Genomic DNA, 15,649 nt, shown 5'->3' on the forward strand with positions numbered 1-15,649 from the left:
ACAAAGATACGATGTGTGGAGGTCTGGACTTGCCCATGCGCTCTTCGTAGACTGCTGGCACCGGCCTCAGCCTTGAGTTAATAGGGAATCCAGTGTGAATCTGGAGCTGACGCGCAGCGGTAAGGAATGTCAGGGTGATTGCAATTGCAGACACTGTCCTGCGGGATGGGAAGTCATCACCTGCTATGGTTCCCAGCCCGAAGACCTGCCGGTGTGACGTCGCCACTCGTACAGTCATCGCGTGCTATCGATTGTATGCCTGCGGCATCCTTTTTCTTTTGGATGCGATAAAAATGAGTAAAACAAAAGCCTCGCTGTTTGCCTTCAGCGCAACGGCGATTTCCCTCTGGGCGCAAAACGGTGTTGCGCAGGGAAGTGATGATACGCAAATCGTGACCGCCAACCGTTTTCAACAACCGGTTTCGTCGGTGCTGGCGTCTACCTCAGTGGTGACACGGGATGAGATTGAACTGTGGCAAGCGAAAAACCTTGTCGAGGTCCTTCGTCGCCTGCCGGGCGTTGATATCGCGCAAAGTGGTGGTATTGGGCAGAGCGCTTCAATGTATGTGCGCGGCTCCGAAGCCCGCCAGACATTGATTCTGGTTGATGGCGTCCCTTTTGCTAAGCCTGGCATCACAGGGGTGGCAGACTTCAATCAGATTCCGGTCTCCATTATCCAGCGCGTGGAGTTTATTCGTGGGCCACGATCGTCAGTATACGGTGCGGATGCCATTGGCGGTGTGGTTAACGTCATTACCCAAAATCCAGAGAATCATAATGAACTTTCAGCAGGGATGGGTTCGAAGGGATACCAGGAGTACAGCGGAAGCGTAAACCAGAATGTGACCGATCAAACTCGCCTTACCGTCGCAGGGTCTTACCAGGCGACAAATGGCTATAATATTCAGCCAGATTCAACATCGCCAACTGATCGCGATCGTGATGGCTGGCGCAACAACGCTTTCTGGGCAGGTGTTGAGCACACGTTTAATGACCTGTTTTCCGGCTTCTTTCGGGGTTATGGTTACGCTGCGAATGCTGACTACGATGCCGGTTTTCCAGGCGGAACGGATGAGCAGCAAATTTATAACCATTCCTTCGATACCGGCTTGCGCTTCAATAAAGGTGATTATTCATCACAGCTGGTGGCCAGTGACCAAAAGTACAAAATTTATAACTATGTCGGTGCTGACGGACGTTACGCAGATTCTAATACGCTGGATGATATGGAGCAGCGTAACCTGCAGTGGGGGAACGCTTTCGCGATAGGTTATGGCACTGTAAGTGCTGGCCTGGACTGGCAGCGTCAAACGTTGAGTTCGGTCGGGCAGCTTTTTTCTGGTCAACCCAGAGATACGGACAGCTATAAGCAAGATAACACCGGCGCTTATCTGACGACGCAGCAGCAGTTGGGCACGGTTACCCTTGAAGGCGCTTTACGGGGAGACGATAACCAGGATTATGGTCGTCATGGTACCTGGCAAACGGCGGCGGGATGGGAATTTGTGCCAGGCTACAAGGCTTCGCTCTCCTACGGTACAGGCTTCCAGGCACCCACTCTGGGTCAGCTGTATGGCCAAAAACATTTTGGCATTAGCGCTAATCCCGATCTCCAGCCAGAGAAGTCAAAGCAGTGGGAAGCCGCGCTTGAAGGGTTAAGCGGACCGGTTAACTGGCGCGTTGCGGCTTATCGTAATAGCGTCACGGACTTGATTGACTATGCTTCAGATCCGGTGACATTCCAGGGCGGCTATTTCAATCAAAAAGCGGTCACGCTAAAAGGTATCGAAGCAACGGCTGACTTCGATACTGGCTTCCTGCACCATCAAATAACCTTAGGCTACCTTGATGCCCGGCGGGATGCCGATGACGAAGTCCTGGCTCGCCGTGCTCGCCAACAGATGAAATATCAGTTAGGCATCACGGTTTATGAAGCTGATATTGATGTCATTTACCAGTATTTTGGCAAGCGTTATGACAATAACACCAGCCAGTACGCAAGCGAGCAACGTCGTTTACCGAGTTACAGCACAGTTGATCTCGCGGTATCGTATCCGGTCACATCACATCTGACCGTTCGTGGTAGAATCGCCAACCTGTTCGATAAAGATTACGAGACAGCGTATGGCTATCAGACTCCAGGAAGAGAGTATTACCTCAACGGAAGCTACAGCTTCTGACCTGCGTCCTACTGTGCTGGTGTTTGACTCCGGCGTAGGGGGGCTTTCTGTCTATGATGAGGTTCGGCAGTTACTGCCGAACCTGCATTATCTTTATGCGTTCGATAATGCCGGTTTTCCTTATGGAGAAAAAACCGAGACCTTTATTGTCGAACGTGTGGTCGCGATTGTTGATGCCATTACTCGCCGCCATCCCATTTCCCTGGTCATCATCGCCTGTAATACCGCCAGCACCGTAACCTTGCCCGCATTACGTGAGCGCTTTGCCTTCCCGGTCGTTGGTGTTGTTCCGGCTATTAAACCTGCAGCACGTCTTACGCGTAATGGTGTGGTGGGGCTGCTTGCAACCCGCGCGACGGTTCGGCGTTCGTACACGCATGAACTGGTGTCGCAGTTTGCCAGCACCTGCAAGATTGAAATGCTGGGTTCAGCCGAACTGGTTGAGCTTGCCGAGGCCAAGCTCCATGGTAATGATGTGTCGCTGGATGAAGTCAGGCGCATCGTGCAACCCTGGTTACGCATGGCCGAGCCGCCGGACACGGTGGTATTAGGATGCACGCACTTTCCTTTACTGCGCGATGAGCTGCAGCACATCCTGCCGGAAGGCACGCGTTTAATTGATTCCGGGGCAGCCATTGCCAGACGTACGGCCTGGTTACTGGAAAATGAAGCACCTGAAGTCCGATCGTCACAGCAAAACGTGGCGTTTTGTACCGAGCTTGATGGTGAGGCCGTACAATTATCACCGGTTTTGCAGCGTTATGGCTTCCCATTGCTTGAAAAACTGGCGCTTTAGCGGCTTTTCGCTGAAAAAAACAGCACTCGGAAAATTAATTGAAATTAGCCCTTGTCAGCCGAAAAGAACTCCCTATAATGCGCCTCCACTGACACGGCACAACGGAATACGAAGCGCCGGGTTAAGTAGGGTTCAGAACGATTCGAACCGGTCAGTTAAGCAAAAATAAGTGCTTGACTGATAAAGCGGAAAGCGTAATATATGCAGCCCGCGCCACAGAGAAGTGTGGCACTGCTCTTTAACAATTTATCAGACAATCTGTGTGGGCACTCGCAGGATTGATATCAGCGTCCTCGGACGTAAAAAATATCAAGTCTCACGAGTGAACACATAATGAAATTCATTATGACGTTTTACAGATGAGCACCGCTGAACTGGTTTCAGCAAATCAAACTTAAATTGAAGAGTTTGATCATGGCTCAGATTGAACGCTGGCGGCAGGCCTAACACATGCAAGTCGGACGGTAGCACAGAGGAGCTTGCTCCTCGGGTGACGAGTGGCGGACGGGTGAGTAATGTCTGGGGATCTGCCCGATAGAGGGGGATAACCACTGGAAACGGTGGCTAATACCGCATAACGTCGCAAGACCAAAGAGGGGGACCTTCGGGCCTCTCACTATCGGATGAACCCAGATGGGATTAGCTAGTAGGCGGGGTAACGGCCCACCTAGGCGACGATCCCTAGCTGGTCTGAGAGGATGACCAGCCACACTGGAACTGAGACACGGTCCAGACTCCTACGGGAGGCAGCAGTGGGGAATATTGCACAATGGGCGCAAGCCTGATGCAGCCATGCCGCGTGTATGAAGAAGGCCTTCGGGTTGTAAAGTACTTTCAGCGGGGAGGAAGGCATTGTGGTTAATAACCGCAGTGATTGACGTTACCCGCAGAAGAAGCACCGGCTAACTCCGTGCCAGCAGCCGCGGTAATACGGAGGGTGCAAGCGTTAATCGGAATTACTGGGCGTAAAGCGCACGCAGGCGGTCTGTTAAGTCAGATGTGAAATCCCCGGGCTTAACCTGGGAACTGCATTTGAAACTGGCAGGCTTGAGTCTCGTAGAGGGGGGTAGAATTCCAGGTGTAGCGGTGAAATGCGTAGAGATCTGGAGGAATACCGGTGGCGAAGGCGGCCCCCTGGACGAAGACTGACGCTCAGGTGCGAAAGCGTGGGGAGCAAACAGGATTAGATACCCTGGTAGTCCACGCCGTAAACGATGTCGACTTGGAGGTTGTTCCCTTGAGGAGTGGCTTCCGGAGCTAACGCGTTAAGTCGACCGCCTGGGGAGTACGGCCGCAAGGTTAAAACTCAAATGAATTGACGGGGGCCCGCACAAGCGGTGGAGCATGTGGTTTAATTCGATGCAACGCGAAGAACCTTACCTACTCTTGACATCCACGGAATTCGGCAGAGATGCCTTAGTGCCTTCGGGAACCGTGAGACAGGTGCTGCATGGCTGTCGTCAGCTCGTGTTGTGAAATGTTGGGTTAAGTCCCGCAACGAGCGCAACCCTTATCCTTTGTTGCCAGCGATTCGGTCGGGAACTCAAAGGAGACTGCCGGTGATAAACCGGAGGAAGGTGGGGATGACGTCAAGTCATCATGGCCCTTACGAGTAGGGCTACACACGTGCTACAATGGCGCATACAAAGAGAAGCGACCTCGCGAGAGCAAGCGGACCTCATAAAGTGCGTCGTAGTCCGGATCGGAGTCTGCAACTCGACTCCGTGAAGTCGGAATCGCTAGTAATCGTGGATCAGAATGCCACGGTGAATACGTTCCCGGGCCTTGTACACACCGCCCGTCACACCATGGGAGTGGGTTGCAAAAGAAGTAGGTAGCTTAACCTCCGGGAGGGCGCTTACCACTTTGTGATTCATGACTGGGGTGAAGTCGTAACAAGGTAACCGTAGGGGAACCTGCGGTTGGATCACCTCCTTACCTGAAGATACCTTCCCGCGAAGTGCTCACACAGATTGTCTGATAGAAAGTAACGAGCAGAAAAAACCTCTACAGGCTTGTAGCTCAGGTGGTTAGAGCGCACCCCTGATAAGGGTGAGGTCGGTGGTTCAAGTCCACTCAGGCCTACCAAATTCGTCTCATGCTGCGTTATGTTTCCGGCTCGCATAGTTCACTATGCTTCGCGAAAACATGCCTTGCCTGAGCACGAATTACATTTCTCATGAAGTGTACTCGGTTGAGTGGTAGTAGTGGTCTCTGCAGTAACTGTATGGGGCTATAGCTCAGCTGGGAGAGCGCCTGCCTTGCACGCAGGAGGTCAGCGGTTCGATCCCGCTTAGCTCCACCATACTGATATTACTGTATTTCTGAAAAATACTTCAGAGCGTACCGGCAACGGTGTGCTGCGAAGTATTATGCTCTTTAACAATCCGGAACAAGCTGAAAATTTGAAACGACACATGGTCGCATTCTTCCGTAATAAAGAATGATGACGTGTGTTCGAGTCTCTCAAAAGCTTACAGCTTACAAGCTAACTGTTATGCAGTAGCGCGCGAGCAGTGAAGAAAGCAAGGCGCGTCGGCGCGCAGCCAGCGGAACGTACTGAAGTACGTGAGCATGGCGAGCACCGCGCAACGACGCATTCTTTACGCGCAGCCGTTACGGTAATACAGATAAACGCCTGTGGGTTGTGAGGTTAAGCGACTAAGCGTACACGGTGGATGCCCTGGCAGTCAGAGGCGATGAAGGGCGTGCTAATCTGCGATAAGCGCCGGTAAGGTGATATGAACCGCAACAACCGGCGATACCCGAATGGGGAAACCCAGTGTGACTCGTCACACTATCATACAGTGAATACATAGCTGTATGAGGCGAACCGGGGGAACTGAAACATCTAAGTACCCCGAGGAAAAGAAATCAACCGAGATTCCCCCAGTAGCGGCGAGCGAACGGGGAGGAGCCCAGAACCATCATCAGCTTGTGCATCAGTGGAAGCGTCTGGAAAGTCGCAGGGTACAGGGTGATACTCCCGTACACAAAGGTGCACAGGTTGTGAGTTCGATGAGTAAGGCGGGACACGTGGTATCCTGTCTGAATATGGGGGGACCATCCTCCAAGGCTAAATACTCCTGACTGACCGATAGTGAACCAGTACCGTGAGGGAAAGGCGAAAAGAACCCCGGCGAGGGGAGTGAAACAGAACCTGAAACCGTGTACGTACAAGCAGTGGGAGCCTTCTTTATGGGGGTGACTGCGTACCTTTTGTATAATGGGTCAGCGACTTATATTCTGTAGCAAGGTTAACCGTATAGGGGAGCCGCAGGGAAACCGAGTCTTAACTGGGCGTTAAGTTGCAGGGTATAGACCCGAAACCCGGTGATCTAGCCATGGGCAGGTTGAAGGTTGGGTAACACTAACTGGAGGACCGAACCGACTAATGTTGAAAAATTAGCGGATGACCTGTGGCTGGGGGTGAAAGGCCAATCAAACCGGGAGATAGCTGGTTCTCCCCGAAAGCTATTTAGGTAGCGCCTCGTGAACTCATCTCCGGGGGTAGAGCACTGTTTCGGCTAGGGGGCCATCCCGGCTTACCAACCCGATGCAAACTGCGAATACCGGAGAATGTTATCACGGGAGACACACGGCGGGTGCTAACGTCCGTCGTGAAGAGGGAAACAACCCAGACCGCCAGCTAAGGTCCCAAAGTCATGGTTAAGTGGGAAACGATGTGGGAAGGCACAGACAGCCAGGATGTTGGCTTAGAAGCAGCCATCATTTAAAGAAAGCGTAATAGCTCACTGGTCGAGTCGGCCTGCGCGGAAGATGTAACGGGGCTAAACCATGCACCGAAGCTGCGGCAGCGACACTATGTGTTGTTGGGTAGGGGAGCGTTCTGTAAGCCGTTGAAGGTGTGCTGTGAGGCATGCTGGAGGTATCAGAAGTGCGAATGCTGACATAAGTAACGATAAACAAGGTGAAAAACCTTGTCGCCGGAAGACCAAGGGTTCCTGTTCAACGTTAATCGGAGCAGGGTGAGTCGACCCCTAAGGCGAGGCCGAAAGGCGTAGTCGATGGGAAACAGGTTAATATTCCTGTACTTGGTGTTACTGCGAAGGGGGGACGGAGAAGGCTATATCAGCCGGGCGACGGTTGTCCCGGTTTAAGCGTGTAGGTGTGTGTTCCAGGCAAATCCGGTTCACTTTACACTGAGGCGTGACGACGAGGCACTACGGTGCTGAAGTGATAAATGCCCTGCTTCCAGGAAAAGCCTCTAAGCATCAGGTAACACAAAATCGTACCCCAAACCGACACAGGTGGTCAGGTAGAGAATACCAAGGCGCTTGAGAGAACTCGGGTGAAGGAACTAGGCAAAATGGTGCCGTAACTTCGGGAGAAGGCACGCTGCCACCAGGTGAAGTCACTTGCTGACGGAGCCGAAGGCAGTCGAAGATACCAGCTGGCTGCAACTGTTTATTAAAAACACAGCACTGTGCAAACACGAAAGTGGACGTATACGGTGTGACGCCTGCCCGGTGCCGGAAGGTTAATTGATGGGGTTAAGCGCAAGCTGAAGCTCTTGATCGAAGCCCCGGTAAACGGCGGCCGTAACTATAACGGTCCTAAGGTAGCGAAATTCCTTGTCGGGTAAGTTCCGACCTGCACGAATGGCGTAATGATGGCCAGGCTGTCTCCACCCGAGACTCAGTGAAATTGAAATCGCTGTGAAGATGCAGTGTACCCGCGGCAAGACGGAAAGACCCCGTGAACCTTTACTACAGCTTGACACTGAACACTGAGCCTTGATGTGTAGGATAGGTGGGAGGCTTTGAAGCGTGGACGCCAGTCTGCGTGGAGCCGACCTTGAAATACCACCCTTTAATGTTTGGTGTTCTAACGTAGGCCCGTAATCCGGGCTGCGGACAGTGTCTGGTGGGTAGTTTGACTGGGGCGGTCTCCTCCTAAAGAGTAACGGAGGAGCACGAAGGTTGGCTAATCCTGGTCGGACATCAGGAGGTTAGTGCAATGGCATAAGCCAGCTTGACTGCGAGAGTGACGGCTCGAGCAGGTGCGAAAGCAGGTCATAGTGATCCGGTGGTTCTGAATGGAAGGGCCATCGCTCAACGGATAAAAGGTACTCCGGGGATAACAGGCTGATACCGCCCAAGAGTTCATATCGACGGCGGTGTTTGGCACCTCGATGTCGGCTCATCACATCCTGGGGCTGAAGTAGGTCCCAAGGGTACGGCTGTTCGCCGTTTAAAGTGGTACGCGAGCTGGGTTTAGAACGTCGTGAGACAGTTCGGTCCCTATCTGCCGTGGGCGCTGGAGAATTGAGGGGGGTTGCTCCTAGTACGAGAGGACCGGAGTGAACGCACCGCTGGTGTCCGGGTTGTCACGCCAGTGGCACTGCCCGGTAGCTAAGTGCGGAAAAGATAAGTGCTGAAAGCATCTAAGCACGAAACTTGCCCCGAGATGAGTTCTCCCTGACCCTTTAAGGGTCCTGAAGGGACGTTGAAGACGACGACGTTGATAGGCCGGGTGTGTAAGCGCAGCGATGCGTTGAGCTTACCGGTACTAATGACCCGTGAGGCTTAACCTTACAACGCCAGAGGCGTTTTGGTTGAGAGACGATTGAATTTTCAGCATTGTTTACCGGAAAAGAATTTGCGGAAACGACAGATTTTGCGGCATGAGAAGGCGCAGAGCGATGACGTCAGCGGGAGCATACTGAAGTATGTGACCGGTGCGGCAGAGCGAATGCAACGCGTTCATGGCGTAAAAGAGTCGTTTCGGGCACAAAGAATTTGCCTGGCGGCTGTAGCGCGGTGGTCCCACCTGACCCCATGCCGAACTCAGAAGTGAAACGCCGTAGCGCCGATGGTAGTGTGGGGTCTCCCCATGCGAGAGTAGGGAACTGCCAGGCATCAAATTGAAAACCTGCACGTTACTTCGGGCAGTTCTCTACTCTGAAGAGTAGGACAAAAGCGAATGCTTTTGAACGCTGCAGAGCAGCGGCCCGAAGGGTGAATCACCGCGTGATTCATCAACTGCCAGGCATCAAATTAAGACCAGTACGCTGGTCGTGACCTTACCGGTGACGCGGAAGGGCGAAACACCTGATATCAGAACGTTTTTCTGACGTCAGTACAGAATCGGTGGAGCGGTAGTTCAGTTGGTTAGAATACCTGCCTGTCACGCAGGGGGTCGCGGGTTCGAGCCCCGTCCGTTCCGCCACCCTTTTTAGGGGCGTAGTTCAATTGGTAGAGCACCGGTCTCCAAAACCGGGTGTTGGGGGTTCGAGTCCCTCCGCCCCTGCCAGAAAGAGAAAAATCCTTTGCTTCGGCAAAGGATTTTTTTTTGCCTGAAGAAAACTAAAAAAGAAAATCAGCCAGCAGATACTGGCTTAATCCTCTTTCCCTCATACCCTTAGTTCGGCACGACAGGAAACTTTAGCAACTGACGAATGTACGTTTGCTGATCGCTGTTTTGTAGCCACACCGCATAAAGGGGTCGCACTGCGACAGAAGTATCAGGCATCACCATCAGATCGCTGTGCAGGCTTTGCCAGAAATCGGGCAGGAACGCGCAGGCTCCCGTGGTATGCAACAATTCCCGCGTAACCTGCGCTGATGTCGTTGTTAACACCGGTACATCATCTCCGCCGGAGAGATAGCTTTGATGCTGATGAAAGTCTGCTCCCCATTCCACTTTAATGTAGTCATATTTCTCACGCTTTTCTGTCTGCCGTGAGCGAAAAAGCGCCAGTGAAATATGACCGATCTGCTGGCTGGTTAATTCATCCATCTTCGGTGCTTCAGTCGTAATCAATAAGTCCAGCTGACGCTCGTGTAGCTGCTTAACCAACAAATGACGCTGTGCCACACGCGCTTCCAGATGCAGGCTCTCACGGTTCTCATAGAGCGTCTTAAGCCAGGGTGTTAAGTAGGCCTCCCATAGCGAGGCACTGGCACCGATAGACAGCTCATGGTGCTGCTGCGTATGTGACACTTCTTTCTTGGCCATCAGCCATGTATTCATCAGACTTTCGGCATAGGGCAGCAGGCGCTCTCCTGCAGAAGTCAGACGTATATTGTTGCGATGTCGGGTAAAAAGATTAACCCCTAGCTGGTTTTCTAACTGGCGGATGCGAAAACTGACAGCAGACTGCGTTAAGTAAAGTCCTTCTGCAGCGCGCCCGAAATGGCGAGTTCTGCTCACTTCCAGGAAAGTTTTCAGTAATTCCGTATCCACATCGTTCTCCCAAAATTTGTTTGTCGTATAGATTTAAATGTTTTGTTTTACACTCTGTCAAGCCTATCTAATACTCCGCGCCATAAATCGCACGGCCATAAGAGAAACAGGAGCGTGTAACATGGCGGAAAGCTTCTCAACGGAAAATCGTTTCTTTGATAACAAACATTACCCACGCGGTTTTTCGCGTCATGGTGACTTTACGATTAAAGAAGCACAGCTACTTGAACGCCACGGTGTTGCTTTTAATGAGTTGGATCTTGCTAAACGCGAGCCGACGACAGAAGAAGAACGTTTGTTCATTGAGGTTTGTCGTGGCGTGCGTGAGCCGCAAACGGAAGCAGAACGTGTATGGTCCAAATACATGACACGTATCAAGCGTCCTAAGCGTTTTCACACGCTGTCAGGCGGTAAGCCACAGATGGACACCGTTGAAGACTACACCGAAAGCGACGATTGATGAGAAGGGGCGAAAGCCCCTTTTTACTGCATGCTTTTATGAAGATAGATCATCAGCCGGTCAATGCTACGATAACTGACGGCTTCCTGAAGATGGTGACGCGTAATCGTCTCTTCACCCGCTAAATCGGCCACTGTCCGAGCCACTTTCAGAATACGTTGCCACGCCCGTACCGATAAGCCCAACTGATTTAAAACCGACTCAAGCCATTTGGCATCCGGCGGCGTAATCTCACACCACTGTAGTACATCCGAATTCGCCAACTGGGCGTTGATCTTTCCTGAGCGCGCCATTTGTATCTGACGTGCGGCGAGTACCCGTTCACGCACCTCCGCAGAGCTTTCCCCGGCATGACGTTGCTGGCTCAACATTCCGGCAGGAAGCAAGGGCACTTCCAGGGACAGATCAAAGCGGTCGAGGAAAGGACCAGAAAGCTTGCCGAGATAGCGCAGAATCTGCTGCGGCGACGTACGGTTATGCTGGCCTTGATAGTGCCCGGTTGGGCTGGGATTCATCGCGGCGATTAACTGAAAGCGTGCGGGATAAACAACTTTTGCCCTGGCCCGTGAAATCGCCACCTCACCGGATTCAATGGGTTCACGTAATGCATCCAGAACGCTGCGCTGGAATTCAGGCAATTCATCCAGAAACAGCACGCCATTATGGGCCAGCGAGATCTCCCCTGGACGGGGTAACGCACCGCCACCGATGAGAGCATACAGTGAAGCACTATGATGTGGCGCTCTGAAAGGCCGCTTACGCCATTGCTGATGCCACGGTCCGGCATTGCTCAGGCTGGCAATGGCTGCGCACTCTAAGGCTTCCTGATCGCTTAACGGCGGCATGATGCCGGGTAAGCGCGTGGCGAGCATGGTTTTGCCTGTTCCTGGCGGCCCAATCAGCATCAGGTTATGTCCCCCTGCGGCGGTAATTTCCAGGGCGCGCCGACCCTGTTCCTGACCCACAATATCGCGGAGATCGTCTGTGATGATTTCATCGTGTTCCGTATGGGCGGCTGCAACAGCTAATTCACACTTACCGTGTAAAAAGGCACAGACTTCGATCAAGTGCGCAGCGACTAAGGTCGCACCTTTGCGGATCAAACCCGCGTCAGCCTGGTTTTCTGCCGAAAGGATGAGTTGTCGGTTGCCCTCAATCGCCGCCAACGCCGCCGGAATGGCACCCTGAACGCCGCACAGGGCACCGTTAAGGGCCAGTTCACCCAGAAACTCGTGCTGGTCGAGCTTGTCCGCAGGAAGCTGTTCAGAGGCCACCAGAATGGCGATAGCCATGGGCAAATCATAACGGCCGCCTTCTTTAGGTAAATCTGCCGGGCCTAAGTTGATGGTGATGCGTCGGGCAGGGAAGTCAAAACCGCTGTTTATGATGGCGCTACGGACGCGCTCACGCGCTTCTTTGACGGTGGTTTCGGGTAAACCCACCAGTGTCAGTGCAGGCAACCCGTTACTGATATGCACTTCAATCGTAACCAGCGGTGCTTCAACACCGATGGCTGCCCGCGTCAGCACCTTTGATAATGACATCGCCGCTCCCAAATACGGTAATTCTGCATGCGGGATTCAGGTACGGCGAAGGGTAAAACAGCGAAATGTACCTTCCCTCGCAAACTTTTCCTTCGTCATACATTGGATTTCTTATTTTGCAGAAGCGTGCTGTGAAACGACGAGGATGCGATCAGCGTCATTTTTTGTCAGCAGCAGCACCTGATGAAATACTCTTTTAATAACAAATTGATAACGAAAGAGTGCAGTCTGATGGAATAAAAAACCTGATAAAAAATGTTGTATTTAGCCTGCTAACTATGATAACTCTGTAGGCATTACTTCGAACGAGTGAAAGAATCGAATACGTTATGAAAGCCCTTCTACTAGTGATTAGCCTTGTCGTGATTAGCGTGGTGGTGATTATTAACCCACTGTGCGGGGCAACGCTTGGAGCAAGAAAGGCTTAAAAATCAAGCCAGAACTCTAAAAAACCCCCCGCACCGAAAGGTCCGGGGGTTTTTTTTTGGCCTGGCAAAAACTTAGTAAATCTGCAAGGAACAAACAATGAACAGTAGCATAAAATTCTGTTGTTCCCCTAAGGACACAGGAGAATAGCGATGACAGGTGCACAATGGGTAGTTCAGGCTTTACGCGCACAGGGCGTTGATATCGTATTTGGCTATCCTGGCGGTGCAATCATGCCAGTATACGATGCGCTATACGACGGCGGCGTGGAACACCTGTTGTGCCGTCATGAGCAGGGCGCCGTCATGGCCGCTATCGGCTATGCCCGTTCAACCGGCAAAACGGGCGTTTGCATTGCAACATCCGGCCCCGGTGCGACGAATCTGATCACCGGACTTGCCGACGCTATGATGGACTCCGTTCCGGTTGTCGCGCTAACCGGTCAGGTCTCTTCCGCGTTTATCGGTACAGATGCCTTTCAGGAAATCGATGTTCTTGGCCTGTCATTAGCCTGTACGAAACACAGTTTTATGGTTGAGTCGCTGGACGAGTTGCCTTCCGTCATGGCTGAAGCCTTTGCTATCGCTCAGTCCGGTCGCCCCGGCCCGGTTTTAGTGGATATTCCAAAAGATATCCAGATGGCAAAAGGCGAGCCTTCACCACAGTTGATGCCGGTCGAGGAAGTTATGTCGATGCCGCATCAGGCGATAGTGGAAGCACGGGCGATGATGGCTCAGGCCAAAAAGCCGATGTTATACGTGGGCGGCGGCGTGGGAATGGCGCAGGCGGTACCGGCACTGCGCGCCCTGGCGCAGGAAACCGGCATACCCGCGGTCGCCACGCTGAAAGGGCTGGGAAGTATTGATGCAGACAGCGATTTATATCTGGGTATGCTGGGCATGCACGGCACCAAGGCTGCGAATCTGGCCGTACAATCTTGTGATCTGTTAATTGCGGTTGGCGCACGTTTTGATGATCGTGTAACAGGCAAGCTGGACACCTTTGCACCGCTGGCAAGCGTGATTCACCTTGATGTCGACCCGGCAGAACTGAACAAGCTGCGCCGTGCGCATGTCTCGCTGCAAGGCGATCTTAACCACGTTCTGCCCGCCCTGAGCCAGCCTTTAGAGATTCAGGCATGGCGTGACGAAGTGACCGCACTGAAGGTACAGCATGCATGGCGCTACGATCATCCCGGCGAAGCGATCTATGCGCCGTTGTTATTGAAACAACTGTCCGACCGCAAGCCTGCCAACACCGTGATCACGACCGACGTCGGTCAGCACCAGATGTGGGCGGCCCAGCATATCTCCTGTGACGCGCCTGAAGATTTCATCACCTCCAGCGGATTAGGCACCATGGGCTTTGGCCTGCCCGCGGCGATCGGTGCGCAGGTTGCGCGTCCCAACGATACGGTGATCTGCGTCTCGGGCGATGGCTCAATCATGATGAACATCCAGGAGCTGGGCACGATCAAACGCGGTAAGCTGCCGGTAAAAATCTTACTGCTGGATAACCAACGCCTGGGTATGGTCCGCCAGTGGCAGCAGCTGTTTTTTGATGGCCGCTACAGCGAAACCATCCTGACCGATAACCCCGACTTTCTTACCCTGGCCAGCGCGTTTGATATCCCCGGCCAGCGCATCACCCGTAAAGATCAAGTCGACGCCGCGCTCGATGCTCTGCTGAGCAGTGAAGGCCCTTACTTCCTGCATGTTTCAATCGATGAGCATGAAAACGTCTGGCCATTGGTACCGCCTGGTGCCAGCAACGCCAACATGATGGAGAAAACCGTATGAACCAGCATCAATTGTCTATCGAAGCGCGCTTTCGACCTGAAATATTGGAACGTATTTTACGTGTTGTACGCCATCGTGGCTTTCAGGTGTGTTCCATGAACATGGCCACTGTCGCTAACTCTGAAAACATTAATATCGAAATGACCGTTGCCAGCCAGCGCTCTGTCGATTTACTGTCTTCCCAGCTAAGAAAACTGATGGATGTCGCCTGCGTCCAGATTCAACAACAGACATCACAACAAATACGCGCGTAGTCGCTATAGGAAATAATAATGAGCACGAAGAAAGCAGACTTTATTTGGTTCAACGGCGAAATGGTTAAATGGGAAGAGGCAAAAGTCAGCGTGATGTCTCACGCGTTGCACTACGGCACATCGGTATTTGAAGGCGTTCGCTGCTATGACTCCCATAAAGGGCCGGTTGTATTCCGTCACCGCGAGCACATGCAGCGCCTGCACGATTCCGCCAAAATCTACCGTTTCCCAATCAAACACAGCGTTGATGAACTGATGGAAGCCTGCCGTGAAGTCATTCGCGTCAACAACCTGAAAAGCGCCTATATCCGTCCGCTGGCTTTCGTCGGTGATGTTGGACTGGGCGTGAACCCGCCGGATGGCTTTACGACCGACGTGATCATTGCGGCCTTCCCGTGGGGCGCTTATCTGGGTGCTGAAGCGCTGGAAAACGGTATTGATGCGATGGTTTCCTCATGGAACCGTGTTGCGCCAAACACGCTGCCAACCGCGGCGAAAGCAGGCGGCAACTACCTTTCCTCACTGTTAGTGGGCAGCGAAGCACGTCGCCATGGCTACCAGGAAGGGATCGCGCTGGATACCAATGGCCTGATCTCAGAAGGGGCAGGCGAAAACCTGTTCGAAGTGAAAGACGGTGTGCTGTTCACCCCGCCGTTTACCTCATCTGCACTGCCGGGCATCACCCGCGATGCCATCATTACGCTGGCGCGGGATATGGGCATCGAAGTGCGTGAACAGGCACTGTCTCGTGAATCGCTCTACCTGGCCGACGAAGTCTTTATGTCCGGCACCGCAGCAGAAATCACCCCAGTACGCAGCGTGGATCGTATTCAGGTCGGTGCAGGCAAATGTGGACCAGTGACCAAACGCGTTCAGCAGGCCTTCTTCGGCCTGTTCACCGGCGAGACTGAAGACAAATGGGGCTGGCTGGACCCGGTTAACGCATAACCAGACCTGCGCGGATGTCGCTGGATGTCCGCG

9 protein-coding genes, 4 tRNA genes, 3 rRNA genes and 1 riboswitch are annotated in these 15,649 nt (G+C 52.9%); of the genes, 14 read left to right on the top strand and 2 right to left on the bottom strand.

All coding sequences use genetic code 11. The annotated features are described in order from the left end of the window. The first annotated feature begins 44 nt into the window (after nucleotides 1-44). A riboswitch (cobalamin riboswitch) is annotated at nucleotides 45-228 on the top strand. Between the two features lie 65 nt (nucleotides 229-293). The 9 genes from btuB to QNH99_RS01090 all read left to right on the top strand — a co-directional run bounded on the left by btuB (nucleotide 294) and on the right by QNH99_RS01090 (nucleotide 9,252). After that, complete coding sequence (btuB, locus tag QNH99_RS01050; RefSeq protein ID WP_241568459.1) at nucleotides 294-2,180, top strand: TonB-dependent vitamin B12 receptor BtuB; 1,887 nt, start codon at nucleotides 294-296, stop codon at nucleotides 2,178-2,180. Then, nucleotides 2,125-2,976 (top strand): glutamate racemase, encoded by an 852-nt coding sequence (gene murI / locus QNH99_RS01055; RefSeq protein ID WP_063877655.1) that lies wholly within the window; start codon nucleotides 2,125-2,127, stop codon nucleotides 2,974-2,976. The genes btuB and murI overlap by 56 nt, the downstream gene beginning before the upstream one ends. A gap of 396 nt (nucleotides 2,977-3,372) precedes the next feature. After that, nucleotides 3,373-4,914, top strand: a 16S ribosomal RNA gene (locus tag QNH99_RS01060). Nucleotides 4,915-4,987: 73 nt separating this feature from the next. Then, a tRNA-Ile gene (locus QNH99_RS01065) sits at nucleotides 4,988-5,064 on the top strand. Between the two features lie 141 nt (nucleotides 5,065-5,205). Then, nucleotides 5,206-5,281: transfer RNA gene (locus QNH99_RS01070), tRNA-Ala, on the top strand. A gap of 346 nt (nucleotides 5,282-5,627) precedes the next feature. Beyond that, a 23S ribosomal RNA gene (locus tag QNH99_RS01075) occupies nucleotides 5,628-8,533 on the top strand. A gap of 208 nt (nucleotides 8,534-8,741) precedes the next feature. After that, nucleotides 8,742-8,857: ribosomal RNA gene (gene rrf / locus QNH99_RS01080) — 5S ribosomal RNA — on the top strand. Together the 16S, 23S and 5S rRNA genes with 4 tRNA genes alongside form the textbook arrangement of a ribosomal RNA operon. A 234-nt stretch (nucleotides 8,858-9,091) precedes the next feature. Beyond that, nucleotides 9,092-9,168: transfer RNA gene (locus QNH99_RS01085), tRNA-Asp, on the top strand. A gap of 8 nt (nucleotides 9,169-9,176) precedes the next feature. Continuing rightward, nucleotides 9,177-9,252 (top strand) — tRNA-Trp (locus tag QNH99_RS01090). Nucleotides 9,253-9,360: 108 nt separating this feature from the next. Here the strand turns inward: QNH99_RS01090 and hdfR are convergent. Continuing rightward, nucleotides 9,361-10,185, bottom strand: coding sequence for an HTH-type transcriptional regulator HdfR (hdfR, locus tag QNH99_RS01095; protein ID WP_410517204.1), 825 nt, complete (start codon nucleotides 10,183-10,185; stop codon nucleotides 9,361-9,363). Nucleotides 10,186-10,306: 121 nt separating this feature from the next. Between hdfR and QNH99_RS01100 the strand changes: the two genes are divergently transcribed. Then, nucleotides 10,307-10,645: a DUF413 domain-containing protein gene (locus tag QNH99_RS01100; RefSeq protein WP_063877652.1), complete on the top strand. Its 339-nt coding sequence runs from the start codon at nucleotides 10,307-10,309 to the stop codon at nucleotides 10,643-10,645. Between the two features lie 23 nt (nucleotides 10,646-10,668). Here the strand turns inward: QNH99_RS01100 and QNH99_RS01105 are convergent, their stop codons facing one another. Continuing rightward, the gene (locus QNH99_RS01105; protein ID WP_096012728.1) at nucleotides 10,669-12,189 is read right to left on the bottom strand and encodes a YifB family Mg chelatase-like AAA ATPase; all 1,521 of its coding nucleotides are present in this window, start codon (nucleotides 12,187-12,189) and stop codon (nucleotides 10,669-10,671) included. A gap of 329 nt (nucleotides 12,190-12,518) precedes the next feature. On the opposite strand from QNH99_RS01105, the gene ilvL reads away from it, so the two are divergent. From ilvL to QNH99_RS01125, 4 genes are all read left to right on the top strand, one after another. Then, complete coding sequence (ilvL, locus tag QNH99_RS01110) at nucleotides 12,519-12,617, top strand: ilv operon leader peptide (RefSeq protein ID WP_071785161.1); 99 nt, start codon at nucleotides 12,519-12,521, stop codon at nucleotides 12,615-12,617. A 150-nt stretch (nucleotides 12,618-12,767) separates the two neighbouring features. Continuing rightward, nucleotides 12,768-14,414 (top strand): acetolactate synthase 2 catalytic subunit, encoded by a 1,647-nt coding sequence (gene ilvG / locus QNH99_RS01115; RefSeq protein WP_172897024.1) that lies wholly within the window; start codon nucleotides 12,768-12,770, stop codon nucleotides 14,412-14,414. Beyond that, nucleotides 14,411-14,668 (top strand): acetolactate synthase 2 small subunit, encoded by a 258-nt coding sequence (gene ilvM, locus QNH99_RS01120; protein ID WP_410517205.1) that lies wholly within the window; start codon nucleotides 14,411-14,413, stop codon nucleotides 14,666-14,668. Before ilvG ends, ilvM begins: the two co-directional genes overlap by 4 nt. Nucleotides 14,669-14,686: 18 nt before the next feature. Next, entirely contained in the window at nucleotides 14,687-15,616 is a 930-nt protein-coding gene (locus QNH99_RS01125; RefSeq protein WP_063877648.1) for a branched-chain amino acid transaminase, read from the top strand. Nucleotides 15,617-15,649: the final 33 nt, after the last annotated feature.

Origin of the sequence: Pantoea allii, assembly GCF_046529425.1 — a bacterium.
Lineage (GTDB): Bacteria > Pseudomonadota > Gammaproteobacteria > Enterobacterales > Enterobacteriaceae > Pantoea > Pantoea allii.

Coding starts and splice junctions, on each gene's coding strand:
- QNH99_RS01100 (WP_063877652.1), top strand. CDS start 10,307: ATGGCGGAAAGCTTCTCAACGGAAAATCGTTTCTTTGATAACAAACAT.
- QNH99_RS01105 (WP_096012728.1), bottom strand. CDS start 12,189: ATGTCATTATCAAAGGTGCTGACGCGGGCAGCCATCGGTGTTGAAGCA.
- ilvL (WP_071785161.1), top strand. CDS start 12,519: ATGAAAGCCCTTCTACTAGTGATTAGCCTTGTCGTGATTAGCGTGGTG.
- ilvM (WP_410517205.1), top strand. CDS start 14,411: ATGAACCAGCATCAATTGTCTATCGAAGCGCGCTTTCGACCTGAAATA.
- QNH99_RS01125 (WP_063877648.1), top strand. CDS start 14,687: ATGAGCACGAAGAAAGCAGACTTTATTTGGTTCAACGGCGAAATGGTT.
- murI (WP_063877655.1), top strand. CDS start 2,125: ATGGCTATCAGACTCCAGGAAGAGAGTATTACCTCAACGGAAGCTACA.
- ilvG (WP_172897024.1), top strand. CDS start 12,768: ATGACAGGTGCACAATGGGTAGTTCAGGCTTTACGCGCACAGGGCGTT.
- btuB (WP_241568459.1), top strand. CDS start 294: ATGAGTAAAACAAAAGCCTCGCTGTTTGCCTTCAGCGCAACGGCGATT.